Annotated in this window: 19 protein-coding genes; 12 read left to right on the forward strand and 7 right to left on the reverse strand. The window is 70.1% G+C overall.

Translation table 11 applies throughout. The features are described from left to right. Window positions 1-41: 41 nt before the first annotated feature. From TSO352_RS22445 to TSO352_RS22455, 3 genes are all read left to right on the forward strand, one after another. Complete coding sequence (locus tag TSO352_RS22445; RefSeq protein ID WP_109109428.1) at window positions 42-1,814, forward strand: methyl-accepting chemotaxis protein; 1,773 nt, start codon at window positions 42-44, stop codon at window positions 1,812-1,814. A 199-nt stretch (window positions 1,815-2,013) separates the two neighbouring features. Then, on the forward strand, window positions 2,014-2,520 hold the full coding sequence (locus TSO352_RS22450; RefSeq protein WP_109110800.1) for a hypothetical protein: 507 nt from the start codon (window positions 2,014-2,016) through the stop codon (window positions 2,518-2,520). Between the two features lie 119 nt (window positions 2,521-2,639). Beyond that, window positions 2,640-5,381, forward strand: a complete 2,742-nt coding sequence (locus tag TSO352_RS22455) for an EAL domain-containing protein (RefSeq protein WP_247872314.1) — start codon at window positions 2,640-2,642, stop codon at window positions 5,379-5,381. A 41-nt stretch (window positions 5,382-5,422) separates the two neighbouring features. Here the strand turns inward: TSO352_RS22455 and TSO352_RS22460 are convergent, their stop codons facing one another. From TSO352_RS22460 to TSO352_RS22470, 3 genes are all read right to left on the reverse strand, one after another. Further along, window positions 5,423-5,827, reverse strand: a complete 405-nt coding sequence (locus tag TSO352_RS22460) for a type II toxin-antitoxin system VapC family toxin (protein ID WP_109109429.1) — start codon at window positions 5,825-5,827, stop codon at window positions 5,423-5,425. Continuing rightward, the gene (locus TSO352_RS22465; protein ID WP_109109430.1) at window positions 5,824-6,084 is read right to left on the reverse strand and encodes an AbrB/MazE/SpoVT family DNA-binding domain-containing protein; all 261 of its coding nucleotides are present in this window, start codon (window positions 6,082-6,084) and stop codon (window positions 5,824-5,826) included. Before TSO352_RS22465 ends, TSO352_RS22460 begins: the two co-directional genes overlap by 4 nt. A gap of 91 nt (window positions 6,085-6,175) precedes the next feature. Further along, complete coding sequence (locus tag TSO352_RS22470; protein ID WP_109109431.1) at window positions 6,176-7,483, reverse strand: acetylornithine deacetylase/succinyl-diaminopimelate desuccinylase family protein; 1,308 nt, start codon at window positions 7,481-7,483, stop codon at window positions 6,176-6,178. Between the two features lie 194 nt (window positions 7,484-7,677). On the opposite strand from TSO352_RS22470, the gene TSO352_RS22475 reads away from it, so the two are divergent. The 4 genes from TSO352_RS22475 (at window position 7,678) to TSO352_RS22490 (ending at window position 11,564) form a co-directional block, all read left to right on the forward strand. Continuing rightward, window positions 7,678-8,520, forward strand: coding sequence for a 2-keto-4-pentenoate hydratase (locus TSO352_RS22475; protein WP_109109432.1), 843 nt, complete (start codon window positions 7,678-7,680; stop codon window positions 8,518-8,520). A 160-nt stretch (window positions 8,521-8,680) separates the two neighbouring features. Continuing rightward, window positions 8,681-9,631 carry a DMT family transporter gene (locus TSO352_RS22480; RefSeq protein WP_247872315.1) on the forward strand — a complete coding sequence of 317 codons (951 nt, stop codon included), beginning with the start codon at window positions 8,681-8,683 and terminating at the stop codon, window positions 9,629-9,631. Window positions 9,632-9,754: 123 nt separating this feature from the next. Further along, a complete protein-coding gene (locus TSO352_RS22485; protein WP_211100391.1) occupies window positions 9,755-10,222 on the forward strand; it encodes a DoxX family protein in 468 nt (155 codons plus the stop codon). A 76-nt stretch (window positions 10,223-10,298) separates the two neighbouring features. After that, window positions 10,299-11,564, forward strand: a complete 1,266-nt coding sequence (locus TSO352_RS22490; RefSeq protein ID WP_199231693.1) for a hypothetical protein — start codon at window positions 10,299-10,301, stop codon at window positions 11,562-11,564. 142 nt (window positions 11,565-11,706) lie between these two features. Here the strand turns inward: TSO352_RS22490 and TSO352_RS22495 are convergent, their stop codons facing one another. From TSO352_RS22495 to TSO352_RS22510, 4 genes are all read right to left on the reverse strand, one after another. Next, window positions 11,707-13,401, reverse strand: coding sequence for a HAMP domain-containing methyl-accepting chemotaxis protein (locus TSO352_RS22495; protein WP_247872316.1), 1,695 nt, complete (start codon window positions 13,399-13,401; stop codon window positions 11,707-11,709). Window positions 13,402-13,677: 276 nt separating this feature from the next. Then, on the reverse strand, window positions 13,678-15,582 hold the full coding sequence (gene uvrC / locus TSO352_RS22500; RefSeq protein WP_109109434.1) for an excinuclease ABC subunit UvrC: 1,905 nt from the start codon (window positions 15,580-15,582) through the stop codon (window positions 13,678-13,680). Between the two features lie 125 nt (window positions 15,583-15,707). Next, window positions 15,708-16,763: a GMP reductase gene (locus TSO352_RS22505; protein ID WP_109109435.1), complete on the reverse strand. Its 1,056-nt coding sequence runs from the start codon at window positions 16,761-16,763 to the stop codon at window positions 15,708-15,710. A gap of 265 nt (window positions 16,764-17,028) precedes the next feature. Further along, entirely contained in the window at window positions 17,029-17,844 is an 816-nt protein-coding gene (locus TSO352_RS22510) for a DeoR family transcriptional regulator (protein ID WP_109109436.1), read from the reverse strand. Window positions 17,845-18,182: 338 nt separating this feature from the next. Here TSO352_RS22510 and TSO352_RS22515 point away from each other — a divergent pair, with 338 nt between their 5' ends. The 5 genes from TSO352_RS22515 to TSO352_RS22535 all read left to right on the forward strand — a co-directional run bounded on the left by TSO352_RS22515 (window position 18,183) and on the right by TSO352_RS22535 (window position 25,312). Beyond that, window positions 18,183-20,363 (forward strand): methyl-accepting chemotaxis protein, encoded by a 2,181-nt coding sequence (locus tag TSO352_RS22515; protein ID WP_109109437.1) that lies wholly within the window; start codon window positions 18,183-18,185, stop codon window positions 20,361-20,363. 206 nt (window positions 20,364-20,569) lie between these two features. Further along, window positions 20,570-22,222: a glycerol-3-phosphate dehydrogenase gene (glpD, locus tag TSO352_RS22520; RefSeq protein ID WP_109109438.1), complete on the forward strand. Its 1,653-nt coding sequence runs from the start codon at window positions 20,570-20,572 to the stop codon at window positions 22,220-22,222. Beyond that, the gene (locus tag TSO352_RS22525; RefSeq protein ID WP_109109439.1) at window positions 22,219-23,322 is read left to right on the forward strand and encodes an ABC transporter ATP-binding protein; all 1,104 of its coding nucleotides are present in this window, start codon (window positions 22,219-22,221) and stop codon (window positions 23,320-23,322) included. The genes glpD and TSO352_RS22525 overlap by 4 nt, the downstream gene beginning before the upstream one ends. A 13-nt stretch (window positions 23,323-23,335) precedes the next feature. Further along, window positions 23,336-24,424: an ABC transporter ATP-binding protein gene (locus tag TSO352_RS22530; protein ID WP_109109440.1), complete on the forward strand. Its 1,089-nt coding sequence runs from the start codon at window positions 23,336-23,338 to the stop codon at window positions 24,422-24,424. Between the two features lie 12 nt (window positions 24,425-24,436). Then, window positions 24,437-25,312 (forward strand): sugar ABC transporter permease, encoded by an 876-nt coding sequence (locus TSO352_RS22535; protein WP_109109441.1) that lies wholly within the window; start codon window positions 24,437-24,439, stop codon window positions 25,310-25,312. Window positions 25,313-25,319: the final 7 nt, after the last annotated feature.

The following is a 25,319-nucleotide window of genomic DNA, read 5'->3' on the forward strand; positions in this document are numbered from 1 at the left end:
ACGAATCTTCTGTGCGCTGCAACATAAGCCGGGTGGATGACATGACGGGCGACAGGGTGGGGCTGCGGGCGGATGCCGCGTTCTTCGGGCTGGATGCGGAAGAGCGGGGCGTCCTGTCCAGCATGGGACGTCTGATCGACAGCCGCCTGCCCGACCTGTCGGAGCGGTTCTACGCCCACCTCGCCCGCTGGCCGACCACCCGCGCCCTGCTCGACGCCCAGGGCGACCTGGGCCGGCTGAAGCGTGCGCAGGCCGACCACTGGCGCCTCCTGTTCACCGATGTCGGCACGGCGGAGCATGAGGCGCGCTGCCGCGCCGCCGGGGAGGCGCACCGGCGCATCGGGCTGGACCCGTCCTGGTACATCGGCGCCTACGGCATCGCGCTCGGCGAGCTGATGGCGCTGGTGCAGGGGGCGCTGCGCTGGCGCCCGGCGATGGCGCGGCGGGCGGCCGCGGCGCTGGCCCGCGCGGTCGCCTTCGACCTGGACCGCACGCTGGCCGGCTGCGGCCTTTCGGCCGGGAGCGGCTACGGCCCGTCGACCGGCGCGGCGGGATGCGGGAAGGAACTGGGCGGCTTTGCCACCTCGCTGATGGACCAGACGATCGAGGTCGCGATCGCGATCAACGAATCGGCGGTCGCCAACGCCCAGATGGTCGGCCAGTTGAGCGCCGTCGACCATGAGGCCCAGGGCATCGCCGCCGCGACCGAGGAGACCGTCACCGGCATCCAGGAGATCTGGGCGCGCAGCCGCGACGTCGCGGCGCTGGCGGGGGAGGCGCAGACGGTGACCGCCGACGGCAGCCGCACCGTGCAGAGCGCCGTCGTCCGGATGGAGCAGATCGCCGAGGCCGTGCAGGGGGCGGCCACCCGCGTCACCGAGCTGTCCACCGCGTCGGAGCGCATCGCGGAGATCGTCTCGACCATCGAGGCGATCGCCAAGCAGACCAACCTGCTGGCGCTCAACGCCACCATCGAGGCGGCGCGGGCGGGGGAGGCCGGCAAGGGCTTCGCCGTGGTGGCGAGCGAGGTGAAGAACCTGTCCAACCAGACCGCCCGCGCGACGGAGGACATCCGGACGCGCATCGACGCGCTGAAGGCCGAGATGGGCGCCATCGTCGCGTCGATGGAGGGCGGGACCCGCGCGGTGACCGCCGGCGAGGAGGCGATCCGGGCGGTCAGCGACCGCATGGCCGACATCGGCGACCACATCGGCCGGACCGAGCAGCGCATGTCGGACATCGCCAGCATCCTGACCCAGCAGACCGCCGCCGCCAACGAGGTGGCCGCCGGCACCGCCCGCATCGCCGAGAGCAGCGCGGCCAACAGCGCCTCCATCCTGCGCAGCGTGCACGCGACCCGCGGGGTCGAGGCGCTGCTGGGCAAGCAGTTGAAGGAGCTGTTCGAACAGGACGTGCCGGGCAAGATCGTGAAGATCGCCAAGGTCGACCACGTCATCTGGAAGAAGCGGCTGGCCGACATGCTGGTCGGGCTGGAAACCCTGCGCCCGGACGAATTGGCCAGCCACGAGGCCTGCCGGCTGGGCACATGGTATTACGGGCCGTCGTCGATGGCCTACCGCGCCAACCCGGCCTTCGTCACGCTGGAAACCCCGCACCGCAAGGTCCACGACCACGGCAAGGCCGCGGCCCGCGCCTACGCCGACGGCGACATGCCGCGTGCGCTGGCCGAGGTGGCGGAGGTCGAGCGCGCCTCGGCGGAGGTGATCGCGCTGCTCGACGCGCTCGACAAGTCCGGCCTGGACGGCGCTGCCGGCCGGGGCGGCGCCACGGCCGCCACGGCCATCGGCTTCTGATGGCGGCGGCCTTCGATGGTGCCCCGTCGGGGGCCGCATTCCCCCAACCGACCGTGTGGGCGTCACAACGCCGCGCCGCTCCGCCGACCCGCGGGTAATACTAACGATAGAGGCGGCTTCTGGTGTAGGCTCGTCCTCCGTACACCGGCGTTCAAGGGAATTCCGGCCTGAAGGAGACCGGCGTGAGCGGAGGGGTATGATGTCGCAGGTGACGAACGTCGTGCTTCGGATGTCCCGCAAGCTGACCGAAGACATCGCCGCGCTCGGCCGGCTGCGCGCCGCCGGAAAGCCCAAGACCTTTCCGCGGTTCCGCGAGATACGCGCCGCCTATCTCGACATCCAGGGGCTGATCTTTTCGATCCAGGAGCGGCTGGACGCCGCCGGCAAGGAACTTCCGCCCAATTTCCCGCAGTGGGTGCTGCGGCAGAAGCTGAGCGCCATCGCGATCTTCACCGACATCAGCCACGCCTTCGTCGGCGATCCACCGCTGGCGCTGACCGCGTCGCTCGGCGCCTTCGACGTTCTGGTGGCCGAGCAGAAGGCCTTCCGCGAAACGCTGCACACCTTCGACACGATGCTGATGGAAGCCGGCATCGACGACAAGACCGCCGACGAACTGGACGCCACCCGCACCAAGATCGAACAGATCCTGGGCATGATCGAGCGGCTGCTGCTGACCAGTCCGAAAATCCTCGAGGAGTTCTGATGGCGGAGCCGGCAGCCGACCCACCGCAGGCCCCCCCACCGGATCCGGCGCCGGCGCCTGCCCCGCCTTCGCCCTCGTCCTCGTCCTCGCCCCTGCCCCCCGTCCGGCCCGTTCCGCACGTGCTTCAGCGGCTGCGGCTGCTGCGGCTGGCGGGCATGGTGTCGGCCCTGGTCCCGACGCTCGTCCTTGCGGTCGGGGTCGGGCTGTCGCTGCTGGCCTGGATCCAGTCCGACCGCCTGCTGCGCAGCGAGGAGGAGCATCACTTCTCCATCCGGGCGGAGGAGTTGCACGACCAGCTGGCCGACCGTCTGCGGGTCTACGAACAGGTGGCGTGCAGCGCGGCGTCGCTGATGATGACCTTCCCGGATCTGCACTGGGCCGACTGGAACCGCTTCGTCGAGGCGCTGGACATGCCGCGCCGCTACCCCGGCATCATCTCCATCGCCTACGCCCGCGCCGTTTCCGCCGGGCGCGGCGGCGAACTGGTCGCGTCGATGCGGGCGAGCGGCCTGTCCGGCTTCCGCATCTGGCCGGACTCCGCCGGGGCGGAGCGGATGGTCAACGTCTTCGCCGCGCCGGTCAACGAGGCGAACACCCGCGCGCTCGGTTTCGACATGATGTCGGAGGGCAACCGGCGCGCCGCCATCGAACGGGCGCGCGACAGCGGCCAGCCGTCGGCGACCCGGGCGATCACGCTGAAGATCGACGAGGCGTCGGGGGCAAAGCCGGCCTTCATCCTGTACCAGGCGACCTACCGCGGCGACCCCCTGCCGGCGTCGCTGGAGGCCCGCCGCGCCGCCTTCACCGGCGTGGTGCTGACCCCGGTGCGGATCGACGCGCTGGTCGACGGGCTGCTCGACGGCCGTCGCCAGGACGCCAGCGTGGAGATCTTCGACGTCGCTCCCGGCGAGGCGGAGTTCCCGCTGTTCCGCAGCCAGCGGCCGTCGGCGACGCCGGCGGCGCTGACCATCACCCGCGAACTGCCGGTCGGCGGCCGGATCTGGACCGTCCGTTACGAAAGCCTGCCCGATCCGGCGCTGACCGCCCAGGACTGGGTGCCGGTGGCGGTGCTGGCGGGCGGCCTTGCCCTCAGCCTTGCGCTGTTCGCGATGCTGCGCACGATGACGGCGACCCGCTCGCGCGCCCTGGAGATGGCCGGGGACATGACCGCCTCGCTGCGCCTTCAGGAGGCGGAGCGGCAGCAACTGTTCACCCAGGCACCGCTGGGCATCGCGCTGATCGGCATCGACGGCGCGGTGCTGGACTGCAACCCGGCCTTCACCGCCGCCGCCGGCCTGCCGCGCGACGAGCTGGTCGGCACCGACGCGCGCCTGCGCTTCGGCGATCAGGCGTCGGTCTTCGCGCTGGAAGCGGCGCTGCAGGGCGAAAGCGGCAAGCTGGAATCCGACCAGCCGCTGCTGCTGGGTGGTCGGCGCAGCCATTTCAGCCTGCATTTCCAGCCCGTGACCACCGGGGACGAACTGCAGTTCGTGCTGGCCTTCGCCGAGGACATCGGCGAGAAGCGCCGGGCCGAGCAGCACATCCAGTATCTTGCCCATTTCGACGCGCTGACCGGCCTGCCCAACCGCGTCCTGCTGTTCGACCGCATCGCCCAGGCGCTGCGGGAGGCGCGGCGCGACGGTTCCAAGGTGGCGGTGCTGTTCATCGACCTCGACCGCTTCAAGGTCATCAACGACAGCCTGGGCCATTCCTTCGGCGACGAGGTGCTGCGGTCGGTGGCACGGCGGCTTCAGGCCGGTGTGCGCGAGTCCGACACGGTCGGGCGGCTGGGCGGCGACGAGTTCCTGATCGTCGTCCGCCGGGTGGCGGAACCGAACGACGCCGCCTGCGTCGCGGAAAAGGTGGTGGCGCATCTGGCCAGCCCCTTCGCGGTCGGCGGCCAGAACTTCGTGGTGACGCCCAGCATCGGCATCAGCCTGTATCCCGACGACGCCGACGATGCCGAAGGGCTGATCCGCTGCGCCGACATCGCGATGTACCACGCCAAGGAACAGGGTCGGAACGGCTTCCGCTTCGTCACCAAGGAGATGGGCGCCCGGTCGCGCGAACGCATGGACCTGGAGGGCAGCCTGCGCCACGCCATCCGCGAGGGCGAGCTGTTCCTGGTCTACCAGCCGCAGGTCGACACCCTGACCGGCCGCATCGTCGGGCTGGAGGCGCTGATCCGCTGGCGCCACCCCCAGGAGGGGCTGATCATGCCCGGCCGCTTCCTGCCGGTGGCGGAGGAAACCGGGCTGGTGCTGGCGATGGGCGACTGGGTCCTGTTCGAGGCCTGCGCCCAGATCCGCCGCTGGAAGGCGGCCTTCAACCTGTCGGTGCCGGTGGCGGTCAACGTCTCCGGCGCCCAGTTCCGCGACGGGCAACTGCCGGCCAAGGTCGCTCGCGCGCTCGACGCCAACGGCCTGACCGGCCCGGAACTGGAGGTCGAGGTGACCGAGAGCACCCTGATCGACGACGTCGAATCGGCGGCGGCGACGCTGGAAGCGCTGAAGCGGCGCGGCGTGCTGATCGCGCTGGACGATTTCGGCACCGGCTATTCCAGCCTCAGCTACCTGCACCGGCTGCCGATCGACAAGCTGAAGATCGACCGCTCCTTCATCCACGACCTGTCGACCGGCGCCAGCGACGCCTCGGTCCCCCGCGCCATCGTCGGGCTGGGCCGCAGCCTGGGCCTGTCGGTCATCGCCGAGGGGGTGGAAACGCAGGAGCAACTGTCGCTGCTGCGCGACCTGTCCTGCGAAAGCTACCAGGGCTTCCTGTTCAGCCGCCCGATCCCGGCCGACGAGATCGAACGGATGATGGGCGGGGTCGAGGTGGTGGAACCGGCGCCGGTGGGGTGAGGGCGGGCGCGTCGACCCCGGACGTCCGCGCGTGGCCCGGTTCACCCAGTGCGGGGGGTCAGCAGGGTCACGGCATCGGGTCCCGCCAGCTGTGCGAAGCCCTGGTCGAACGTAACCAGCTTTGCGGCTTTGCCTTTCTCGGATTCGTAGAGGATTACACCGTCCGCGAAGTCTCCTCCGGCGCCAAGCAGCCGGAGTCCGGACTCGGCGGCGGCCCGGTTGGTTTCGACCGTCCGGCTTTCGATCAGGTCCCGCAGGGTCGCGACGATCTCCGACGCCTTATAGCGGTAGGCACGCTTCAGGACCCAGACGACTTCGCAGAGCACGACGGTCGAGATGAACACCGTTTCCGCGTCTTCGATCACGCGTGCGGCTTCGGCGGCCTGTTCCGGGTCGTCCCAGGTCAGGAAACGCACCAGAACATTCGTGTCGATGGCAAGTCTCACGGCTCGCCGATCTTTTCGCCACCTCGCTCGATGGCCTCTTGCATCTCCTGCAAGGTCACCGGAGCCTGACCGGGACGGCGCAAAGCCCCCCGCAGCCGGGCGAGATCTGGGCGTCCGGCGGACGGCCTCAATTCTGCCCGTCCGTCCGGCAGCAACTCGACATCGACCTGCTGGCCTGGCTTGACGCCCAGATGGTCGAGGACAGCCTGCCGCAGGGTGATCTGCCCCTTTGCGGTGACGGTCAGTTCAACCCTCATCACACCACTCCGCGGTAAGGTATCCAATGCCTTACTGTAGGGGGCTGACGGTTCAGTATCAAGTGGACATCATGGCATGGCGGGCGAACCCTCAGAACCGCAGCCCGTCGTCGCCCGCCATCAGCCCCAGCGTCGCCAGCGCCATCACCTGCGCCGCGTGGACCATGTCGTCGATGCCGACCCATTCGTCGGGCTGGTGGGCGAGGTCGAGGATGCCGGGACCGTAGGCGATGCAGTCCTTCAGGTGGCCGATGCGGACGATGTGCTTCTGGTCGTAGGTGCCGGGCGACACCACGCGCTGGGCCGGGCGGCCGAGCACGGTTTCGATCGCCGCCGCCACGGCGCGCACCACCGGCGCGTCGGCGTCGGTCATCGTCGGCAGGAAGGCCAGCACCTCGCGCAGGTCGTAATCGAAGCCGGGGCGGGTGCGGCGCAGATCCTCCAGGATGGCGACGATCTCGCCGCGCACCGCCGCCGGGTCCTCCTCGATCAGATAGCGGCGGTCGATCACCATGCGGCAGCGGTCGGGCACCATCGGGCTGGGCAGGCCGTCATGGTCCTCGCGCTGGCCGCCGTGGATGGCGTTGATGTTGATGGTGGACTGCCGCGCCCCCTCCGGCACCACCGGCATGTCGGTGCGCTTGAGCGCGAGGCGGGGGATCAGTTCGTCCTCGATCCGCTGCAGCACGGCGCCCATCTGGCGCACCGCGCAGTTGCCGAGGAAGGGCATGGAGCCGTGGGCGACGCGGCCCTTGGTCTCGATCTCCGCCCACCAGACGCCGCGATGGCCGACGCAGACGCGGTCGACGTTCAGCGGCTCCGGGATGATGACGTGGTCGACCCGGGGCTTCGAGAAGTAGCCGAGCTTCGCAAGGTGACCGACGCCGCCGTAGCCGCCCGATTCCTCGTCCACCGTGCCGGAGATCTCCAGGGCGCCGGCGGTCAGCAAGCCCTCGTCCAGCAGCGATTCCACCGCGATGATCGACGCCGCGATGCCGCCCTTCATGTCGCAGGCGCCGCGGCCATAGACCCGGCCGTCCTTCACCACCCCGCCGAACGGGTCGACGGTCCAGCCCTGGCCGGCCGGCACCACGTCGATGTGGCCGTTGAAGTGGACGCACGGCCCCGGCCGCGGCCCCTCGATCCGCGCGACGACGTTGGTGCGCGGGTAGCGGTCGCTGTCGCCGGCCGCGCCCTGCGCCCGCACATACTCCACCGTGAAGCCGCGGGTGGCGAGCCGGCGGCCGATCAACTCGGCGCAGTCGGTGTAGACGTCGCCGGGCGGGTTGACGGTCGGGATGCGGATCAGGGCCTGGGTCAGCGCGACCAGATCGTCGCGGCGCTCCTCGATCCGGCGGAACAGGGTGGATTCGGACATGCTGTCGGCGGGGTTCGGCATCGCAACTCCCACGGAGGTGTCGCCGTCAGTGTGTCCGCAAGCGGACGGTCCGTCCACCCCGCCTTTCGCGCCAACCCTTCGAATACGAACGGACGGGTGCCGCGGCCAAGGCGCTTTCTTGCGGCGCACAACGCCGGTACAGTCGCCGCGACCCCGCCGTGGAGCCCCGGCGGAGACCTCATGGAGATCCCGTCATGACCGTCACGCACCCCGTTGGGCTGAGCGCCCCGACCCTGGCCGACCCGGTGATCGCCGAGGCCGCCGCCCGCTTCGTCGCCGCCCGCCGCGGTGCGACCGGGCTTGCCGACTTCCCCGGCCCGCTGCCGGCCGACCTCGCCACCGCCTACGCCATCCAGGCGACGGCGACCGCGGCGTGGCCCGACGAGGTCGCCGGCTGGAAGGTGGCGCGCGTGCCGCCGGCGCTGGAGGAGACGCTGGGCGCCATGCGCTACATCGGCCCGATCTTCGCCGGCACGGTGGGGCGGGCGGAGGGCGGCCCGCTGTCCTTCCCGGTGATCCGCGGCGGCTTCGGCGCGGTGGAGGCGGAGTTCGCGGTGCGGATCGCCGCCGACGCCCCGGCCGACAAGCGCGACTACAGCCCGGCGGAGGCCGCGGCCTTCATCGCCGCCGTCCACGCCGCCATCGAGGTGGCCGGCGGGCCGCTGGCCAGCGTCAACGCCCTGGGCCCGACCGCCTCGACCGCGGTGTTCGGCAACAACAACGGCCTGATCGTCGGCGAGGAGATCATCGGCGGGGTCGAAGGGGCCGACGCCCTGCGCGCCGAGGTGCTGATCGACGGCCAGAGCGTCGGGGTCGGCAGCGCCGCCAAGCTGCCGGGCGGCATTGCCGCGGCGGTGGCGGTGGCCCTGGGCATGGCGGCGCGGCTGGGCCGGCCGTTGAAGGCCGGGCAGTGGGTGTCCACCGGCGCCTTGACCGGCGTGCACGCCGTCGCCATCGGCCAGAGCGCCCGCGTCGCTTTCACCGGCCTCGCCCCGATGGTCGGCACCGCGGTCGCCGCCGTGCCGGCGGAGGGCTGACCGGGGCGGAACCGTCCGTTTCACCGACCGTCACGCCCGCGAACGGTGCAATCCAGGGAAGGGCGGCGGGCATGGCGCGTCGCCGCCTTGGGGGAAGCCAAAGCGGGCCGGGGATGCTTGAATGGCGTCCCCGTCTCCCCAGCCAAGGCGCAACGCCCCCGTGTCCCAGCCCAGCCTGTCGCCGCAAGCCCCCGCCGCCCTGGAGAGCCGGACCCTGCCGTCGCTTCACCTGCTTGTGGGGCTGGGGCTCGCCGTCGCCGGGGTGATCGCCTTTTCGCTGCGGCCGGTCATCATCAAGCTCGCCTACCGCTACGACGTCGACCCGGTGACGCTGATCATGCTGCGCATGGTCTTCGCGCTGCCCTTCTTCCTGGCGGTGGCGGCGTGGCAGAGCGGGCGCGGCGGCCGGGCCCGCATCGGCCGGCGCGATCTGGCGCTGACCATCGGGCTGGGCGTCACCGGCTATTACGCCGCCAGCTTCTGCGATTTCCTGGGGCTGCGCTACGTTTCCGCCGGGATGGGCCGGCTGCTGCTGTTCCTCTACCCGACCATCGTGGTGGTGCTATCGGCGCTGTTCCTCGGCAAGCGGATCGGCCTGCGCGAGGTGGTGGCGCTGGTCGTCTCCTACGCCGGCGTCGCGCTGGTGGTGTGGTCGGAGGTCGGGACCGGCCATCCCGACTTCATGACCGGCGCCGGGCTGGTCTTCATGGGCGCCTTCCTCTATTCGGTCTATCTGGTCGGCAGCAGCCAGGTGGTGCGGCGGGTCGGGTCGATGCGCTTCACCGCCTACGCCATGACGGCGGCCTGCCTGTGCTGCATCGCGCAGTTCCTGCTGTTGCGGCCGCTGTCGGCGCTCGACCTGCCGGCGCCGGTGTTCGGCCTGTCGGCCTTCATGGCGGTGGTCTGCACCGTGCTGCCGGTCTTCATGACGGCGGAGGCGCTGCGGCGGGTCGGCGCCAACATGGTGGCGCTCTGCGGCGCCATGGGACCGGTCGCCGCCGCCATCTTCGGCTATCTGGTGCTGGCCGAGCCGATGGGCTGGCTGCAACTGGCCGGCGCGGCGTTGACGGTGGCCGGCGTCATGATCATCTCGCTGTGGAAAACCGCCTGACGATCCGCCCGCGCATTCTGTCGTACACGGAATAATTCCGCCGCCGCCGTCGTCCCACCCGGAGAGCGAAGCGCCGCCGACCATGCCGGTGCTCGAACAACAGGGTCGAAGAGGGACAGAGCGATGATCAACCAACACACCACGGCCACCGGGGCCACCGGCTGGACCGACCGCGGCGCGATGGCCGGGCAGGACGCGCTGCTGCTGGCGGCGCGTGTGCTGCTGGGCGCCATTTTCGTCCAGAGCGGCTTCGGCAAGCTGATGGCGCTCGGCGGCTTCATCGGCGGGCTGGAAAGCCAGGGCGTGCCGATGGCCGCGGTGCTCGGCACCATCGGCGCGCTGGTCGAGGCGTTCGGCGGTCTGGCGGTGGTGCTGGGCGCCTGGACCCGGCTGGCGGCGCTGCTGGTCGCCGCCTTCACCGTCGCCGCGACGCTGATCGCCCACCGCTATTGGGAGGCGCCGCCGGAGGCGATGAAGATGCAGCAGATCCAGTTCATGAAGAACCTCGCCATCATCGGCGGCTTTCTGGCGCTGGCGGCATCGGGAGCGGGGCGCTACAGCGTCGATGGCTGGCGGCTGTCGCGAAGCTAGAGCGGGTCGGTTGCGGCCGGGGACGGGCATCGCCATATCAGGGGCAGTCCAAAACCGGCCAGCAGTCCCGATCGTCATGCGTGGCAGCGTCAAGCGTTTCAGCACAGGATGGCGCCGCACGGCGCTGGCAGTGGCCGGCGCCCTGCTGTTGAGCGGCGCCCCGGTCCTGGCGGCCACACCCGCCCCGGCGACCGACCTCGCGCAGAAGACCTGCGCCACCCTGGCGGCGCGGGTGGACGCGGTGCCCGGCCGCGGGCCGCTGTTCCTGCGCAGCTACGACAACGCCTACGCGCCCGGCCCGACCTCGGAGCCAGCGCTGGCCAACGCCGCCTTCACCTACGACAACGCGTTGGCGATCATGGCCTTGACCGCTTGCGGCCAGCGCGACCGCGCGTTGCGCATCGGCGAGGCGCTGCTGGACGCGGTGTCGCTCGACCGCGCCGGCCGCAAGGGGCGGCTGCGCAACACCTACCGCGCCGGCGAGCAGCGGCAGCGGCCGATCCCGCCCAACGGCTGGTGGGACGCGGTGGAGAATCATTGGGGCGAGGACCCCTATCAGGTCGGCACCGCCACCGGCAACGTCGCCTGGGCCGGGCTGGCCCTGCTGACGCTGGCGGACGCAACCGGACAGTCGCGCTTCCGCGACGCCGCCGCCGAACTGGCGCGCTGGATCGTCGACCACACCCGCGACCCGCGCGGGCCGGGCGGCTTCAACGGCGGCCTTCAGGGCTTCGACGACGCGCCGCAGCCGCTGACCTGGAAATCGACCGAGCACAACACCGACCTCGTCGCCCTGTTCGGCCGGCTGGGCGGCGATACCGCCGGCCCGGCGCGGGAGGCGCGCGGCTTCCTCGACGCCATGTGGGCGGCGGGCGACGGGCATTTCCCGATCGGCACCACGCCGGATGGGGTGACGGTCAGCCACGCCACCTCCGGCCTCGACGCCCAGCTCTGGCCGCTGCTGCTGCCGGGGGCGCCGGAGGCATGGCGGGCGGCGCTGGCCTACGCCGAGCGGGCGCACGGCGCCGACGGCGGCTTCGACTTCAACGACGACCGCGACGGCATGTGGGTGGAGGGCACGGCGCAGGCGGCGCTGACCTACCGCGCCGTCGGCCGCGGCAAGGATGCCGACCGGCTGTTCGGCGAGCTGCTGAAGGAGATCAGCCCGGGCGGCTATCTCTACGCCACCCGGCCGCAGGTGCTGACCACCGGGCTCGCCATCGGGCCGGACAGCAAGACCGACGATTTCCTCTATTACCGCCGCCCCCACCTTGGCGCCACCGCCTGGGCGGCGCTGGCGGCGCTGGGTTGGAACCCCTTCACCGGCAAGACGGTGCCCTGATACCGGCGAGCCCGTTGGGCTTGCCGTATCGCGTTCAAGCGCCACGCAGGCTATGCCGCGCCCATGGGCGCGCGCCGCCGCCGTCGCGGCGGCCGGCGAGCGCTTGAAAATGTCCGTTCAAGCGCTCGCCGGTATCAGGGCGTCAGCCGGCGCGGATCTGCGACAGGAAGCCCTCGACCTCGCGGTGCATCGCCTCCGACTGCTGCGACAGCTCCTGCGCGGCGGACAGCACATGGCCGCCCGCCGTCTCGGTCTGGGTGGCGACCCCGGTCAGCTCCGACAGGCTGGCCGACACGCTGGTGGTCGCCTGCGACGCCTGCTGGATCGCGCGGCTGATCTCCTCTGTCGTCGCGTTCTGTTCGGTGATGGCGCTGGAAATCGCGGTGGCGATCTCGCTCATGCGGGTGATGGTGACGCCGATGCCCTGGATCGCCGTCACCGCGGTGTTGGTCACCGACTGCATCGCCTGGATCTGGGCGGCGATCTCGTCGGTGGCCTTGGCGGTCTGGCTGGCGAGGCTCTTCACCTCGCTGGCGACCACGGCGAAGCCCTTGCCGGCCTCGCCCGCCCGCGCCGCCTCGATGGTGGCGTTCAGCGCCAACAGGTTGGTCTGGCTGGCGATGTCGTTGATGAGCTGGACCACCTCGCCGATGCGCTGGGCGGACTGGGACAGGTCGCCGACCACGGCGTTGGTCTGTTCGGCCTCCGTCATCGCCGCGCTGGCGACGGCGGTGCTCTGGTTCACCTGCCGGGCGATCTCGGCGATGGAGGCGTTCATCTCCTCGGTCGCCGCGGCCACCGCCTGGACGTTCGCCGAGGTCTGTTCGGACGCCGCCGCCGAGCTGGTCGCCTGCTGCATCGACTTCTGGGCGATGCCGCTCATGCCGCGCGCGGTGCTTTCCAACTCCGTCGCCGCCGAGGACACGCCGCGCAGGATGCCGGAGATCGCGCTGTCGAAGGCGCGCAGCAGCCCTTCCCGGCGGGCGGCGAGTTCGAGCGCCCGCTCGCGCTGGCGGTCGGCCTCCGCCTGGACCTCGCGCCCCTTCACCAAGCCCTGCCGGAAGCCCTCGACCGAACGGGCCAACTCGCCGATCTCGTCCTTGCGGACGATGCCGCCGACCGGGCTGTCGATCGTGCCGCCGGCCATCCGCCGGACCTCCTGCATCAGCGCGCGCAGCGGCAGGACCAACCCGGCGCGCGAGATCAGGAAGGACACCAGCAGCCCGGCCGCCAGGGCGACGGCGGCGGCGATGGCCAGCGTGATCTTCATCGTTTCCGCCAGCCCCAGCGCCGCGCTGACGGCCTCGTCGGTCCGCTTCGACACGTCGGTGTTGTAGGTCTTGACCGCGTCGGTCAGCGCCATCTGGCCGGTCCGGCTGTTCTTCAGACCCTCCAGGATCGCCTTGCGGTCGCCGCTGCCCTGCGCCGCGACGCTCTTCGCGGTGTCGAGCATGGCGCGGACGTTGGTTTCATAGCCGCGGAAGCCGGACCGGATGGCGTCGACCTTCGACATTTGCGCCGCGTCGGTGCGCGCCGCCAGGGAATCGACGCGCCCGTTCATCTCGGCGATGCGCTTGTCCGCCTGGGCGGTGAAGGTGCCGACCTGGCTGGGGTCGTTGCCGAGTTCGTACTCCATCCGGCTCAGCGCGATGATGTCGATGCGCATGTCGAAGGCGTCGAGCTGTTCCTTCTGGGTGCGGACCAGTTCCCCGACGGCGCGTTCGGTCTGTTGCAGCGCGTAGAAGCCCGCCGCTGCGGTGACGACGGAGAAAAGGCCGACCACCGCGGCGGCGGCGGCCGTTTTCGTTTGGATGTGCCAGTCTGCGAACATGGCCATGCACCGTGCTTGGAGGATGTCGGGCGATGGCGAGCGGCGGGGGCGAGCGGTTGGTTCGGCCGCGGTCCGCGGGCGCATCGAAAGACCAGGAATAGTCAGGAGCGGTAAATTTTCCTTAAAAAATTCGGTTCTGGTCTTTCCTGAGTCCGTCACGACATCTTGCAACCCAAACGCAGCAATTTACCAATCGCCGCGTGTTTTTTTATCGCCTCTTCCGCCGAGACGGATGGAAGGGGTCGGCGCTGTTCAAAGATGTCGCGACCTGTGGGGTTATTTTCACCCGTGAAAGTAATCGTAGAGCTTCTGGGCGATGGCGTTGCTGATGCCGGGGGTCGCTTCCAGGTCCTTCAGGCCGGCCGAGGCCACCGCGGTGGCGCTGCCGAAATGGTGGAGCAGCGCCTTCTTGCGGGCCGGGCCGATGCCGGGGATGCCGTCGATCCGGCTGTGCGACATCGCCTTCATCCGGCGGGCGCGGTGGCCGTCGATGGCGCAGCGGTGGGCCTCGTCGCGCAGCCGTTGCAGGAAATGCAGCACCGGGTCGTTGGGGGCGAGGCTGAGCGGCGGCTGGCCGGGACGGAAGAGGCGCTCGCGCCCGGCGTTGCGGTCGGGGCCCTTGGCGATGGCGACCAGCGGGATGTCGGTGATCCGCAGCATCGCCAGCTCGTCGCGCACCGTGTTCAACTGCCCTTGCCCGCCGTCGATCAGGATCAGGTCGGGCCACAGCCCGGCGCTGCGGTCGGGGTCGTCGGTCCGCGCCCGGTGGAAGCGGCGGGTGAAGGTCTCGCGCAGCATGGCGTAATCGTCGCCGGCCGCCTCCGGATCGCGGATGTGGAAGCGGCGGTAGGCGTTGCGCTGGAACCCCTCCGGCCCGGCCACCACCATGGCGCCGACCGGGAAGGCTCCCTGGATGTGCGAGGTGTCGTAGATCTCGATGCGCCGTGGCGGGGCGGGCAGGGCGAAGACGCGCGCCACCCCCTCCAGCAACGTCGCCTGGGTCGAGCGTTCGGCCAGACGCCGTCCCAGCGCGTCGCGGGCGTTGGTCAGCGCGTGGTCGATGGTGCGCCGCTTCGGCCCGCGGCTGGGGCATTCCACGGCGACGCGCCGGCCGGCCTGCAGGCTGAGCGCGTCGGCCAGCAACTCGGGCGCCGCCACCGGGTGGCTGAGCAGCAGCAGGGCCGGCGCCGGGGTGTCGGCGTAGAGCTGGGCGGCGAAGGCGGCCAGGATGTCGCCCGGTTCCTCCTCGGCATCGACGCGCGGGAAGAAGGCGCGGGTGCCCTGGTTGCGGCCGCCGCGGAAGAAGAAGGCCTGGACGCAGGCCACCCCGCCTTCGCGGTGCAGGGCCAGCACGTCGGCGTCGGCGAGCACGCCCTCCAGGTTGATGTCCTGCCGGCTTTGCAGGGCGGTCAGCGCGCGGATGCGGTCGCGCCAGCGGGCGGCGTCCTCATACTCCAGCCGGTCGGAGCTGTCGGTCATGTGGCGGGCGAACACCGCCTGCACCTCGGCGCTGCGGCCCGACAGCACGTCGCGCACGCCCTGGACCTGGGCGGCATACTCCTCCTCGTCGACGCGGCCGACGCAGGGGGCGGAGCAGCGCTTGATCTGGTGCTGCAGGCACGGCCGGGTGCGCGAGGCGAACACCCCGTCGTCGCAGGTCCGCAGCAGGAAGGCGCGTTGCAGCGCGGCGATGGTCATGCCGACCAGATGCGGCGAGGCGTAGGGGCCGAACAGGTCGGAATCGCGGCGGTTGCCCTTGGCCGCCTCGCCCTTGCCGCCCTTCCGCCCGGCGGCGCCGCGGTGCTGCATCAGGCGGGGAAAGTCGTGCCCCTTGCCGATGACGATGTAGGAGAAGGAGCGGTCGTCCTTGACCAGGATGTTGAAGGGCGGCAGCAGGCTGCGGATCAGGTTCGCTTCCAGCAGCAGCGCCTCGGCCTCGGTGTGGGTGGTGACGAACTCCATGGCGCGGGTCAGCGCCACCATGCGCCGGGTGCGGTTGGGCAGCCCGTCGGTCCGGGTGTAGCTGGCCACCCGGCGTTTCAGGTTCTTCGCCTTGCCGACATAGAGGACCGACCCGTCGGCCGCCAGCATCCGGTAGACGCCGGGCGTGTCCGGCAAGGTCGGCAACTGGGCGCGGATCACCCCCGCGCCGTCTTTCGGCACCCCGTCCTTCGGCACCCCGTCCATGAAACCGCTCTTGCTCCTGGCACCCCGATTCGCCGCTCACCCAAGCAGTAGAACGGAACGGGTCCAAGAGACAAGAATCGGACGGGGCACCGCACGGAAATCAGCCATGCGTCCAGCGGGCCCCGTCAGCCGCCGAACACCGTGTTCAGCTGGGCGCCGACGCGGACGAAGGTGGTGCGTTTCGGCACCTCCTTCAGCCGGGTGGCGCCGATGTAGGTCATCATGCTGCGCACGCCGCCCATGATCTCCTGCATCGTGCCCTCCACCGGGCCGCGGTAGGGGATATCCACCGTCTTGCCTTCCGAGGCGCGGTAGGCGGCGACGCCGCCGGCGTATTTGTGCATCGCGGTGTCCGACGACATGCCGTAGAAGGTCATGGCGACCGGCACCCGGTTGCCGTCGCGCTCCTCGTAGCGGATGTCGCCCTCGCACTCGTCGTGGCCGGCCAACATGCCGCCCAGCATGACAAAGTCGGCGCCGGCGCCGTAGGCCTTGGAGATGTCGCCCGGCACGGTGCAGCCGCCGTCGGCGCAGACCTGCCCCTTCAGCCCGTGCGCCGCGTCGGCGCATTCGATGATGGCGGAGAGCTGGGGATAGCCGACGCCGGTCATCTTGCGGGTGGTGCAGACCGACCCCGGCCCGATCCCGACCTTGACGATGTCGGCCCCGGCGAGCAGCAGCGCCTCCGTCATGTCGCCGGTGACGACGTTGCCGGCCATGATCACGAGGTCGGGGTTCTCCGTGCGCATGCGGACGATCACCTCGACGAAGCGTTCGGTGTAGCCGTTGGCGACGTCCAGGCACACCTTGCCCACTGGCGCCTTGGCCTTCACCGCCTGGAACTTGTCATGGTCGGCGTCGGCGATGCCCATCGAGTAGAAGACGTTGGACAGGGTGGCGGACTCGTCCTCCGCCTGGAAGAAGGCGATCAGCTCGTCGGCCTTGTAGTGCTTGTGCAGCGCGGTCATCGCGCCGAAGCGCGACAGCGCGCGGGCCATGCCCATGCTGCCGGTGACGTCCATGTTGGCGGCGATCAGCGGGAAGCCCGTCCAGTCGCGCTTGGTGTGCAGGAAGGTGAAGGTCCGGTTGACGTCCACGTCGTTGCGGCTCTGCAACGTGCTGCGCTTCGGCCGGATCAGCACGTCCTTGAAGTCGAGCTTGAGGTCGCTTTCGATGATCACCGCACACCCGCCCCGTCTGTCGATCGGGTCCCGTCTGTTGATCGGCATGCCCCCCGGACGGGAGGCCCGAATTCAGGAGAGTGGGAGCAGGCGCGGGCTTGGGCAAGCGTGAACTGATACCGGCGGGCGCTTGAACCGACGGTTCGAGTGCTCGCCGGCCGCCGCGACGGCGGCGGCGCGCCCCCGTGGGCGCGGTAAAGCCTGCGTGGCGTTTGAACGCAATACGGCACGTCAAGTCTTTGGCGTGCCGGTATGAGACGGTGCCCTACTCGTCGAAGCCGTTCTCGTCCGGGGCGGCGGTGTCGCTGCCGTCGGCGACGTGGACCTGGCAGTCGGCGTTGTTCAGCACCTCCATCAGTTCTGGCGGCGGCAGGCGGTCGGTGAACAGCGCGTCGAGCACGCTGACGTCGGCCATGCGGATCATGGCGTTGCGGCCGAACTTGGTGTGGTCGGTGACCAGGAAGACCCGGCGCGAGCTGTCGATGATGGCGCGGGCGACGCGGACCTCCTGCTCGTCATAATCCAGCAGGTCGCCTTCGGAATCGATGCCGCTGATGCCGATGATGCCGATGTCGACCTTGTAGCGGCGGATGAACTCCACCGTCGCCTCGCCGACGATGCCGCCGTCGCGCTCGCGCACCAGCCCGCCGGCGATCGACAGGGCGAAGTTGGTGTTCTTGTGCAGGACGGTGGCGACGTTCAGGTTGTTGGTCAGCACCCGCAGCCGCTTGTGGCCGAGCAGCGCCTGGGCCACCGCCTCCGTCGTCGTGCCGATGTTGAGGAACAGCGAGGCGTCCTCCGGGACATGGCGGGCGACCATCTCGGCGATGCGGCGCTTTTCCTCCGCCATCAGGGTCTGGCGGGTGGAATAGGCGATGTTCTCCACGCTCGACGGCACGGTGACGCCACCGCGGAAGCGGCGGACGGCGGACTGGCCGGCCAGATGCTCGATGTCGCGGCGGATGGTCTGCGGCGTGACGTCGAAATGCTCGGCCAGCCACTGGATCTGCACCATGCCCTTGGCGTGGACCAGGGCCACGATCTCCTGCTGGCGGCGTTCGGCGTCCGGGCGCACGTCCATAAGGCTGATGTCTCCGGCGGGAAAGGGGAGGCTAGTGAATCAGATGCGCGGAATGGGTCAAAGCGAAAATCGTCGGGCCGGACGTCGCGGATGCGGTTCAGTGCCGCGGCGGCCCGCCCATACCGCACGGTACGCCAGGAATTGTTCGCAACACAAGCATGTTTCTTTACGAAAATGAACGCGCATGCTATGAGTGGAATCGGCTGATCGGGTCGTGATCGGCCCCCGCCCGGATCAGGGCTCCCAGACATTTCGCGCGTTTCGGCGCCGCGTCGACCATGCGTTCAAAGGCGAAGAACACGCCCTGCCGCCGGCAGCATAACCTATAGGAGAGGACTATGACCATTGCGGCGCTGAGCGAAGACGGGCAGACCCGGCGGCGCGGCCGGGCCCGCCTCGGCATCCAGGGGCGGTTGTTCCTGGCGTTCGGCGGCGTGGCGGTGCTGGCGGCCTTCGCCAGCGCGATGGCGTGGTGGTCGTTGAGCGACACCGGCCGGTCGATGGACCAGATCGGCCGCAGCAGCGTGCCGGCCATCGTCCGCTCGCTCAGCCTCGCCAAGGACAGCACGGCGATCGCCGCCGACGCGCCGGGGGTGGCGGCGGCGCAGGACACGGCGGCGCTGAACGAAAAGGTAGGCGGCCTGACCCAGCGGCTGGCGGCGCTGCGCGACCGCATCGCCGGGATGCGCGGCGAGGCCGGCGGGGTGTCCAGCGATGTGGAGGCGGTCGCCGCCCTGGCGGAGCGCATGGGCGCCGCGCTGGACACGCTCGGCAAGCGGACGGCCGAGCGGCTGACCGTCGAGGAGCGGCTGAACGCCCTGATCAGCGACGCCGTGATGGCGCACGAGGACTTTACCGAGCTGGTGGCGCCGCTGCTGGAGGTCTCCACCCTGTCGGTCGGCAATGTGGTGGCCGATCTTGCGGCGGCGAACGCCGTCGACGCGGCGACCGGGCTGGGCCGCCGGCTGGCGCAGGAGGAACTGCCGGTCATCACCCAGCTGATGAACGTGCAGGCGAACGGCAACCTCGCCTTCGGCATGATCGCCGCGGCGTCGAGCGTGCCGAACGGGGCGACGCTCAACAGCATCCGGTCGAAGTACAATTGGGCGCTGCTGCGCGTCGACAACGCCATCGGCGCCTATCCCAAGGACAGCCCCGACCGGCCGGCGCTGGTCAAGGCGCGCGACGGCTTGGCCGCCTTCGGCAGCGGCGCCGGCAGCGTCTTCCGGATGCGCGACGATCAGGAGCGGATCGTTGCCGACATCGGGGCCGCGCTGGCGGAGACGGTGACGCTCGCCGCTGAACTGAACCGGACCATCGACGCCATGGTGGCGCACCAGCAGGAACGGACCGACGCCGACGTGGTGCGGACCGAATCCGCGATCGCCGGCGCCGTGGTGGTCCAGAGCGTCACCAGCGCCGTCGTGCTGCTCTCCACCGCGCTGATCGCCTGGTTCTACGTGCGCAACCGGCTGACCCGGCGCCTGAAGCGGGTGATCGACGCCATGGGCGCGGTCGCCGCCGGCGATCTTTCGGTCGACCCCGCGGTCGGCGGCCGCGACGAGATCGCCGAGATGGCGGCGACCCTGGCGGTCTTCCGCTCCAAGAGCGCCGAGATCGCCCGCCTGCACGGGGAGCAGGAGGCGATGAAGCGGGCGGCCGACGCCGAGCGGTCGCGCACCATCGAGTCGATCACCACCAGCATCGAGGCCAGCGTCAAGGAGGCCTCGCGCCACATCGCCACCGCCTCGGCCGACATGCGCACGGCGTCGGAGGGGATGTCGGCCACCGCCGAGCAGACCTGCCGCCGCATGACCGATGTCCGCTCCGCGGTCGCCGACACCGCCGTCAACGTGCAGACCGTCGCCTCCACCGCCAGCCAGCTCTCCGCCTCGATCGGCGAAATCACCCGGCGGGTCGGCGATTCCAGCCAGATCGCCCGCGACGCGGTGGACGAGGCGCGCCACACCAACGCGCTGATGGTCGAACTGGCGGCGGCGGCGCAGAAGATCGGCGACGTGGTCGGCATGATCAACGCGATTGCCGGCCAGACCAACCTGCTGGCGCTGAACGCCACCATCGAGGCCGCCCGCGCCGGCGACGCCGGCAAGGGATTCGCCGTGGTGGCGGAGGAGGTGCGCAGCCTTGCCGGCCAGACCGCCAAGGCGACCGAGGAGATCGCGCAGCAGGTGTCGGCGGTGCGCAGCACCACGCAAGGGGCGGTGTCGGCGATCGACGTCATCGGCCGCACCATCGGCCGCATCGACGAGATCACCGCCATGGTCGCCGCCGCGGTGGAGGAGCAGTCGGCGGCGACCGACGAGATCGCGCGCAGCATCAACCACGCCTCCGACGCGGTGCGCAGCATCTCCGAAACGGTGATGTCGGTCGGCGACGCGGTGAACCAGACCGGCAGCGCCGCCGTCCAGGTGGTCGACGCCACCCGCGCGCTTTCGCAACGGTCCGAAAGCCTGACCGAGGACATCGACCGTCTTCTCGGGCGGATTCGAACGGCCTGAGCGGCCGCGGACCGGTGCTCGACAGGCGCGGGTCCGCCGGGCGGGCGTATGGCGAATTTGCGGTAGGCAACGGGCCGAATCGAGCGTAGCCTCAAAATATGGTCCGCTGAACAAACATTTTCCTTTTCACGCGCTAACGAACATCGTATGTTCCGAAACGAAAGCGGCCGGGTTCGCAAGGAACCGGCGCGGTACGGAGAGGAACGATGACAAACGCGAGCCCCGCAGGAACGGACGCCCAGGCCGGAACGGTCGGCCTGCCCGCGACCGAGCGGCCGGCGACCGGTTTGCCGGTGACCGATCTGCTGATCGTCGGCGGCGGCGTGAACGGCGCAGGCATCGCCCGCGACGCGGTTGGGCGCGGGATGTCGGTGGTGCTGTGCGAACAGGGCGACCTTGCGGGCGCCACCTCGTCGGCCAGCACCAAGCTGATCCATGGCGGTCTGCGCTATCTCGAATATTACGAATTCCGCCTTGTCCGCGAGGCGCTGCAGGAGCGCGAGGTGCTGTTGCGCGCCGCGCCGCACATCATCTGGCCGCTGCGCTTCATCCTGCCGCACGACAGCAGCATGCGCCCGGCCTGGATGGTGCGCATCGGGTTGTTCCTTTACGATCATTTGGGAAAACGCACGCTGCTGCCGGGGTCGCACGGGGTCGATCTGACGACCGCGCCGGCCGGCCGGCCGCTGGCCGGCGGCTTCACCAAGGCCTTCGAATATTCGGATTGCTGGGTCGAGGACAGCCGGCTGGTCGTGCTGAACGCGATGGACGCCCGCGACCGCGGGGCGGAGGTGCTGACCCGCACCCGCTGCGACCGGGCGGTCCGTCGTGACGGGCTGTGGGAAGCGACCCTGGTCGACGTCGACAGCGGGGCGACGCGCACCGTGCGGGCCCGCGCGCTGGTGAACGCCGCCGGTCCCTGGGTGCGCGAGATGATCGCCAAGCGCACCGGCGTCACCGTCGACAAATCGGTGCGTCTGGTCAAGGGCAGCCACATCGTCGTGCCGAAGATGTTCGAGGGCGACCACGCCTACATCTTCCAGAACGACGACCGCCGCATCGTCTTCGCCATTCCGTACGAGCGCGATTTTACCCTGATCGGCACCACCGACCTCGATTATTCGGGCGATCCCGGCGCGGTGGCGATCAGCGCGGACGAGATCACCTACCTGTGCCGGGCGGTGTCGCGCTACTTCGCCAAGCCGGTGCGCGAAAGCGACGTGGTGTGGACCTACAGCGGCGTCCGGCCGCTGTTCGACGACGCCAGCGGCAACGCCTCGGCCGTCACCCGCGACTATGTGCTGGAACTCGACGATCCGGCCGGCGAGGCGCCGATGCTGTCGATCTTCGGCGGCAAGATCACCACCTTCCGCCGTCTGGCGGAGGAGGCGACCGACAAGCTGGGCCGCGCGCTGGGAAGGGGCGGCGCCAGCTGGACCGCCGCGGTGGCGCTGCCCGGCGGCGACATCGCCGGCGCCGATTTCACCGCCTTCCTGGCCGGGCTGCGCCGGGCCCGGCCCTGGCTGCCGGACGCGCTGGCGCTGCGGCTGGCGCGCGCCTATGGCACCCGGGTCGACCGGCTGCTGGGGGACGCGACGAGCCTCGCCGATCTCGGCCACGACTTCGGCGGCGGCGTGCACGAGGTCGAACTCGACTATGCGGCGCAGGAGGAGTTCGCCCGCAGCGGCGACGACTTCCTGTGGCGGCGCTCCAAACTCGGGCTGCACCTGGACGCGACGATCCGGGAAGCCATCGGCGACTGGTTCGACCGCCGCCGCGTTGCGACGACCGTTCAGGCGGCGGGCGCCCAGGCGATGGGCGCCGTCCCCGACCTGCGGTCGATGGGAGGGATCCGGTGACACTCACACTTGAAAACGTCGCGAAGCGCGTCGGCGCCGACCAGCATCTCGACCCGCTGTCGCTGGAGCTGCAACCCGGCAGTTTCAACGTGCTGCTCGGCCGCACGCTGGCCGGCAAGACGACGCTGATGCGGCTGATGGCCGGGCTCGACGCGCCGACCTCCGGCCGGGTGCTGGAAAACGGCAAGGACGTCACCGGCGCCTCGGTCCGTCACCGCGACGTGGCGATGGTCTACCAGCAGTTCATCAACTACCCGGCGATGACCGTCTACGAGAACATCGCCTCGCCGCTGCGCCGCCAGGGCAAGGACAAGGCGGAGATCGACGCCAAGGTGCGGCGCACCGCCGCCATGCTGCGCATCGACCCCTTCCTGCAACGCCTGCCGGCGGAGCTGTCGGGCGGCCAGCAGCAGCGTTGCGCCATCGCCCGCGCGCTGGTCAAGGGCGCCGGCCTGCTGCTGCTCGACGAGCCGCTGGTCAACCTCGACTACAAGCTGCGCGAGGAGCTGCGCGCCGAACTGCGCGACATCTTCGCCGATGGCAAGACCACCGTGGTCTACGCCACCACCGAACCGCAGGAGGCGCTGATCCTCGGCGGCAACGTCACCGTGCTGCACGAGGGGCGGATGCTGCAGACCGGCCCGACCGGCGCGGTGTTCCACGCCCCGGCCTCGCTGGAGTGCGCCGCGGTGTTCAGCGACCCGCCGATGAACGTGGTGGACGCGATCCTGACCAACGACCGGGTCGCGCTGACCGACGGCACCAGCCTGCCGCTGTCGGCGCACGACCGCAACCTGCCGGCCGGCCCCTGCCGCGTCGGCATCCGCGCCAACAACCTGACGGTGCTGCGCCGGTCCGAACGGCTGGTGCCGATCAAGGGCCGGGTCGAGCTGTCGGAGATCAGCGGGTCGGAGACCTTCGTCCATCTGCGCCACGGCGACAGCACGCTGATCGCGCGGGAGGAGGGGGTGCACAGCCACCCGTTCGGCAGCGAGATCCAGGTCTACGCCGATCCCGACCGCATCTTCGTCTTCTCCACCGCCGGGCAACTGGTGGCGGCACCCAACTGGCGGCGCGGCGCGCTGCGCAACATCGCGTAAGGGGAGGGGAGCGATGGCGACCATCCAATTCGACAATCTCGGCCATTCCTACCACCCGCACCCGAGCAAACCGGACGACTACGCGCTCCGCCGTCTGTCGCAGGAGTGGGAGGACGGCAAGGCCTACGCGCTGCTGGGGCCGTCCGGCTGCGGCAAGTCCACGCTGCTGAACATCATCTCCGGCCTGCTGGTGCCCAGCGAGGGCCGGGTGCTGTTCGACGGGCTGGACGTCACCCGCTGCACGCCGGAAGAGCGCAACATCGCCCAGGTGTTCCAGTTCCCGGTGATCTACGACACCATGACGGTGTACGAGAATCTCGCCTTCCCGCTGCGCAACCGCAAGGTCCCGGCGGCGGACGTCGACCGCCGCGTCCGCCAGGTCGCCGAGGCGCTGGACCTGACCGCCGACCTGAAGAAGCGCGCCCAGCGGCTGACGCCGGACGCCAAGCAGAAGATCTCGATGGGCCGCGGGCTGGTGCGGTCGGACGTGGCGGCCATCCTGTTCGACGAGCCGCTGACCGTCATCGACCCGCACACCAAATGGATCCTGCGCCGCAAGCTGCGCCAGATCCACGAGGAATACCGCCTGACCATGATCTACGTGACCCACGACCAGGTGGAGGCGCTGACCTTCGCCGACAAGGTCGCGGTGATGTACGAGGGCGCCATGGTCCAGCTCGGCACCCCGCAGGAGCTGTTCGAGAACCCGCAGCACACCTTCGTCGGCTACTTCATCGGCAGCCCCGGCATCAACCTGATGCCCTGCACGCTGGGCAGCGATCACGCGCTGGTCGAGGGCATCGCCATTCCGCTGCCGGAGCGCGGCGTGGGCGGGGCCGTGCCGACGGTCGGCGGCCGCTTCGAGCTGGGCATCCGCCCGGAATTCGTCGAGCTGACCCGGACCGGAACCAGCGGCGCCATCCCGGTGCAGGTGGTCGGCGTCGACGATCTCGGCACGTCGAAGCTGGCGACCCTGCGCATGGGCAACCACACGCTGAAGGCCCGGCTGTCGGAGGACCAGGAGATCCCGGCGCTCGACGCCGCCATCCGTTTCCCGACCCGGTGGACCAAGCTCTACCGCGACAGCCATCTGGTGAATTGAGGAGCCGTCGCCATGGATAAAGTCCAGGACAACCGGGCATGGTTCCTGATCATTCCCGTCTTCCTGATCGTCGCCTTCAGCGCCGTCCTGCCGCTGATGACGGTGGTCAACTACTCGGTGCAGGAGATCTTCGGCCCCGGCCAGACCTTCTTTGTCGGCACCGAATGGTTCGAGAGCGTGCTGGCCGACGACCGGCTGCACGACGCGCTGGTCCGCCAGATCATCTATTCGCTGGCGGTGCTGGCCATCGAGATTCCCTTCGGCATCCTGATCGCGCTCGGCATGCCGGGCGGGCGCAGCGCCCGGACCTCGCTGACGCTGGTGCTGCTGGCGCTGCCGCTGCTGATCCCGTTCAACGTGGTCGGCACCATCTGGCAGATCTTCGGCCGCGGCGACATCGGCCTGCTGGGCGCCACCTTCCGCGCCATCGGCATCGATTATAACTACACGAACAATTCGGCCCACGCCTGGATGACCGTGCTGGTGATGGACGTCTGGCATTGGACCAGCCTGGTGGCGCTGCTGTGCTACGCCGGCCTGCAGTCGATCCCGCCGGCCTTCTATCAGGCGGCGAAGATCGACGGCGCGTCGAAATGGGCGGTGTTCCGCTACATCCAGCTGCCGAAGATGCGCGGCGTCCTGATCATCGCGGTGCTGCTGCGCTTCATGGACAGCTTCATGATCTACACCGAGCCGTTCGTGCTGACCGGCGGCGGCCCCGGCAACTCCACCACCTTCCTCAGCCAGTATCTGACGCAGATGGCGGTGGGGCAGTTCGACATCGGCCGGGCCGCGGCCTTCTCGATCATCTACTTCCTGATCGTGCTGCTGTTCAGCTTCGTCTTCTACACGATCATCACCAAGACCGGCGAGGGAGAGAAGAAATGAGCAAGGC

This window comes from Azospirillum sp. TSO35-2 (assembly GCF_003116095.1).
GTDB lineage: Bacteria > Pseudomonadota > Alphaproteobacteria > Azospirillales > Azospirillaceae > Azospirillum.

Coding starts and splice junctions, on each gene's coding strand:
- TSO352_RS22465 (WP_109109430.1), bottom strand. CDS start 6,084: ATGAGGGTTGAACTGACCGTCACCGCAAAGGGGCAGATCACCCTGCGG.
- TSO352_RS22485 (WP_211100391.1), top strand. CDS start 9,755: ATGATCAACCAACACACCACGGCCACCGGGGCCACCGGCTGGACCGAC.
- TSO352_RS22450 (WP_109110800.1), top strand. CDS start 2,014: ATGTCGCAGGTGACGAACGTCGTGCTTCGGATGTCCCGCAAGCTGACC.
- TSO352_RS22515 (WP_109109437.1), top strand. CDS start 18,183: ATGACCATTGCGGCGCTGAGCGAAGACGGGCAGACCCGGCGGCGCGGC.
- TSO352_RS22495 (WP_247872316.1), bottom strand. CDS start 13,401: ATGGCCATGTTCGCAGACTGGCACATCCAAACGAAAACGGCCGCCGCC.
- TSO352_RS22470 (WP_109109431.1), bottom strand. CDS start 7,483: ATGCCGAACCCCGCCGACAGCATGTCCGAATCCACCCTGTTCCGCCGG.
- uvrC (WP_109109434.1), bottom strand. CDS start 15,582: ATGGACGGGGTGCCGAAGGACGGGGTGCCGAAAGACGGCGCGGGGGTG.
- glpD (WP_109109438.1), top strand. CDS start 20,570: ATGACAAACGCGAGCCCCGCAGGAACGGACGCCCAGGCCGGAACGGTC.
- TSO352_RS22445 (WP_109109428.1), top strand. CDS start 42: ATGACGGGCGACAGGGTGGGGCTGCGGGCGGATGCCGCGTTCTTCGGG.
- TSO352_RS22530 (WP_109109440.1), top strand. CDS start 23,336: ATGGCGACCATCCAATTCGACAATCTCGGCCATTCCTACCACCCGCAC.
- TSO352_RS22475 (WP_109109432.1), top strand. CDS start 7,678: ATGACCGTCACGCACCCCGTTGGGCTGAGCGCCCCGACCCTGGCCGAC.
- TSO352_RS22490 (WP_199231693.1), top strand. CDS start 10,299: ATGCGTGGCAGCGTCAAGCGTTTCAGCACAGGATGGCGCCGCACGGCG.
- TSO352_RS22510 (WP_109109436.1), bottom strand. CDS start 17,844: ATGGACGTGCGCCCGGACGCCGAACGCCGCCAGCAGGAGATCGTGGCC.
- TSO352_RS22535 (WP_109109441.1), top strand. CDS start 24,437: ATGGATAAAGTCCAGGACAACCGGGCATGGTTCCTGATCATTCCCGTC.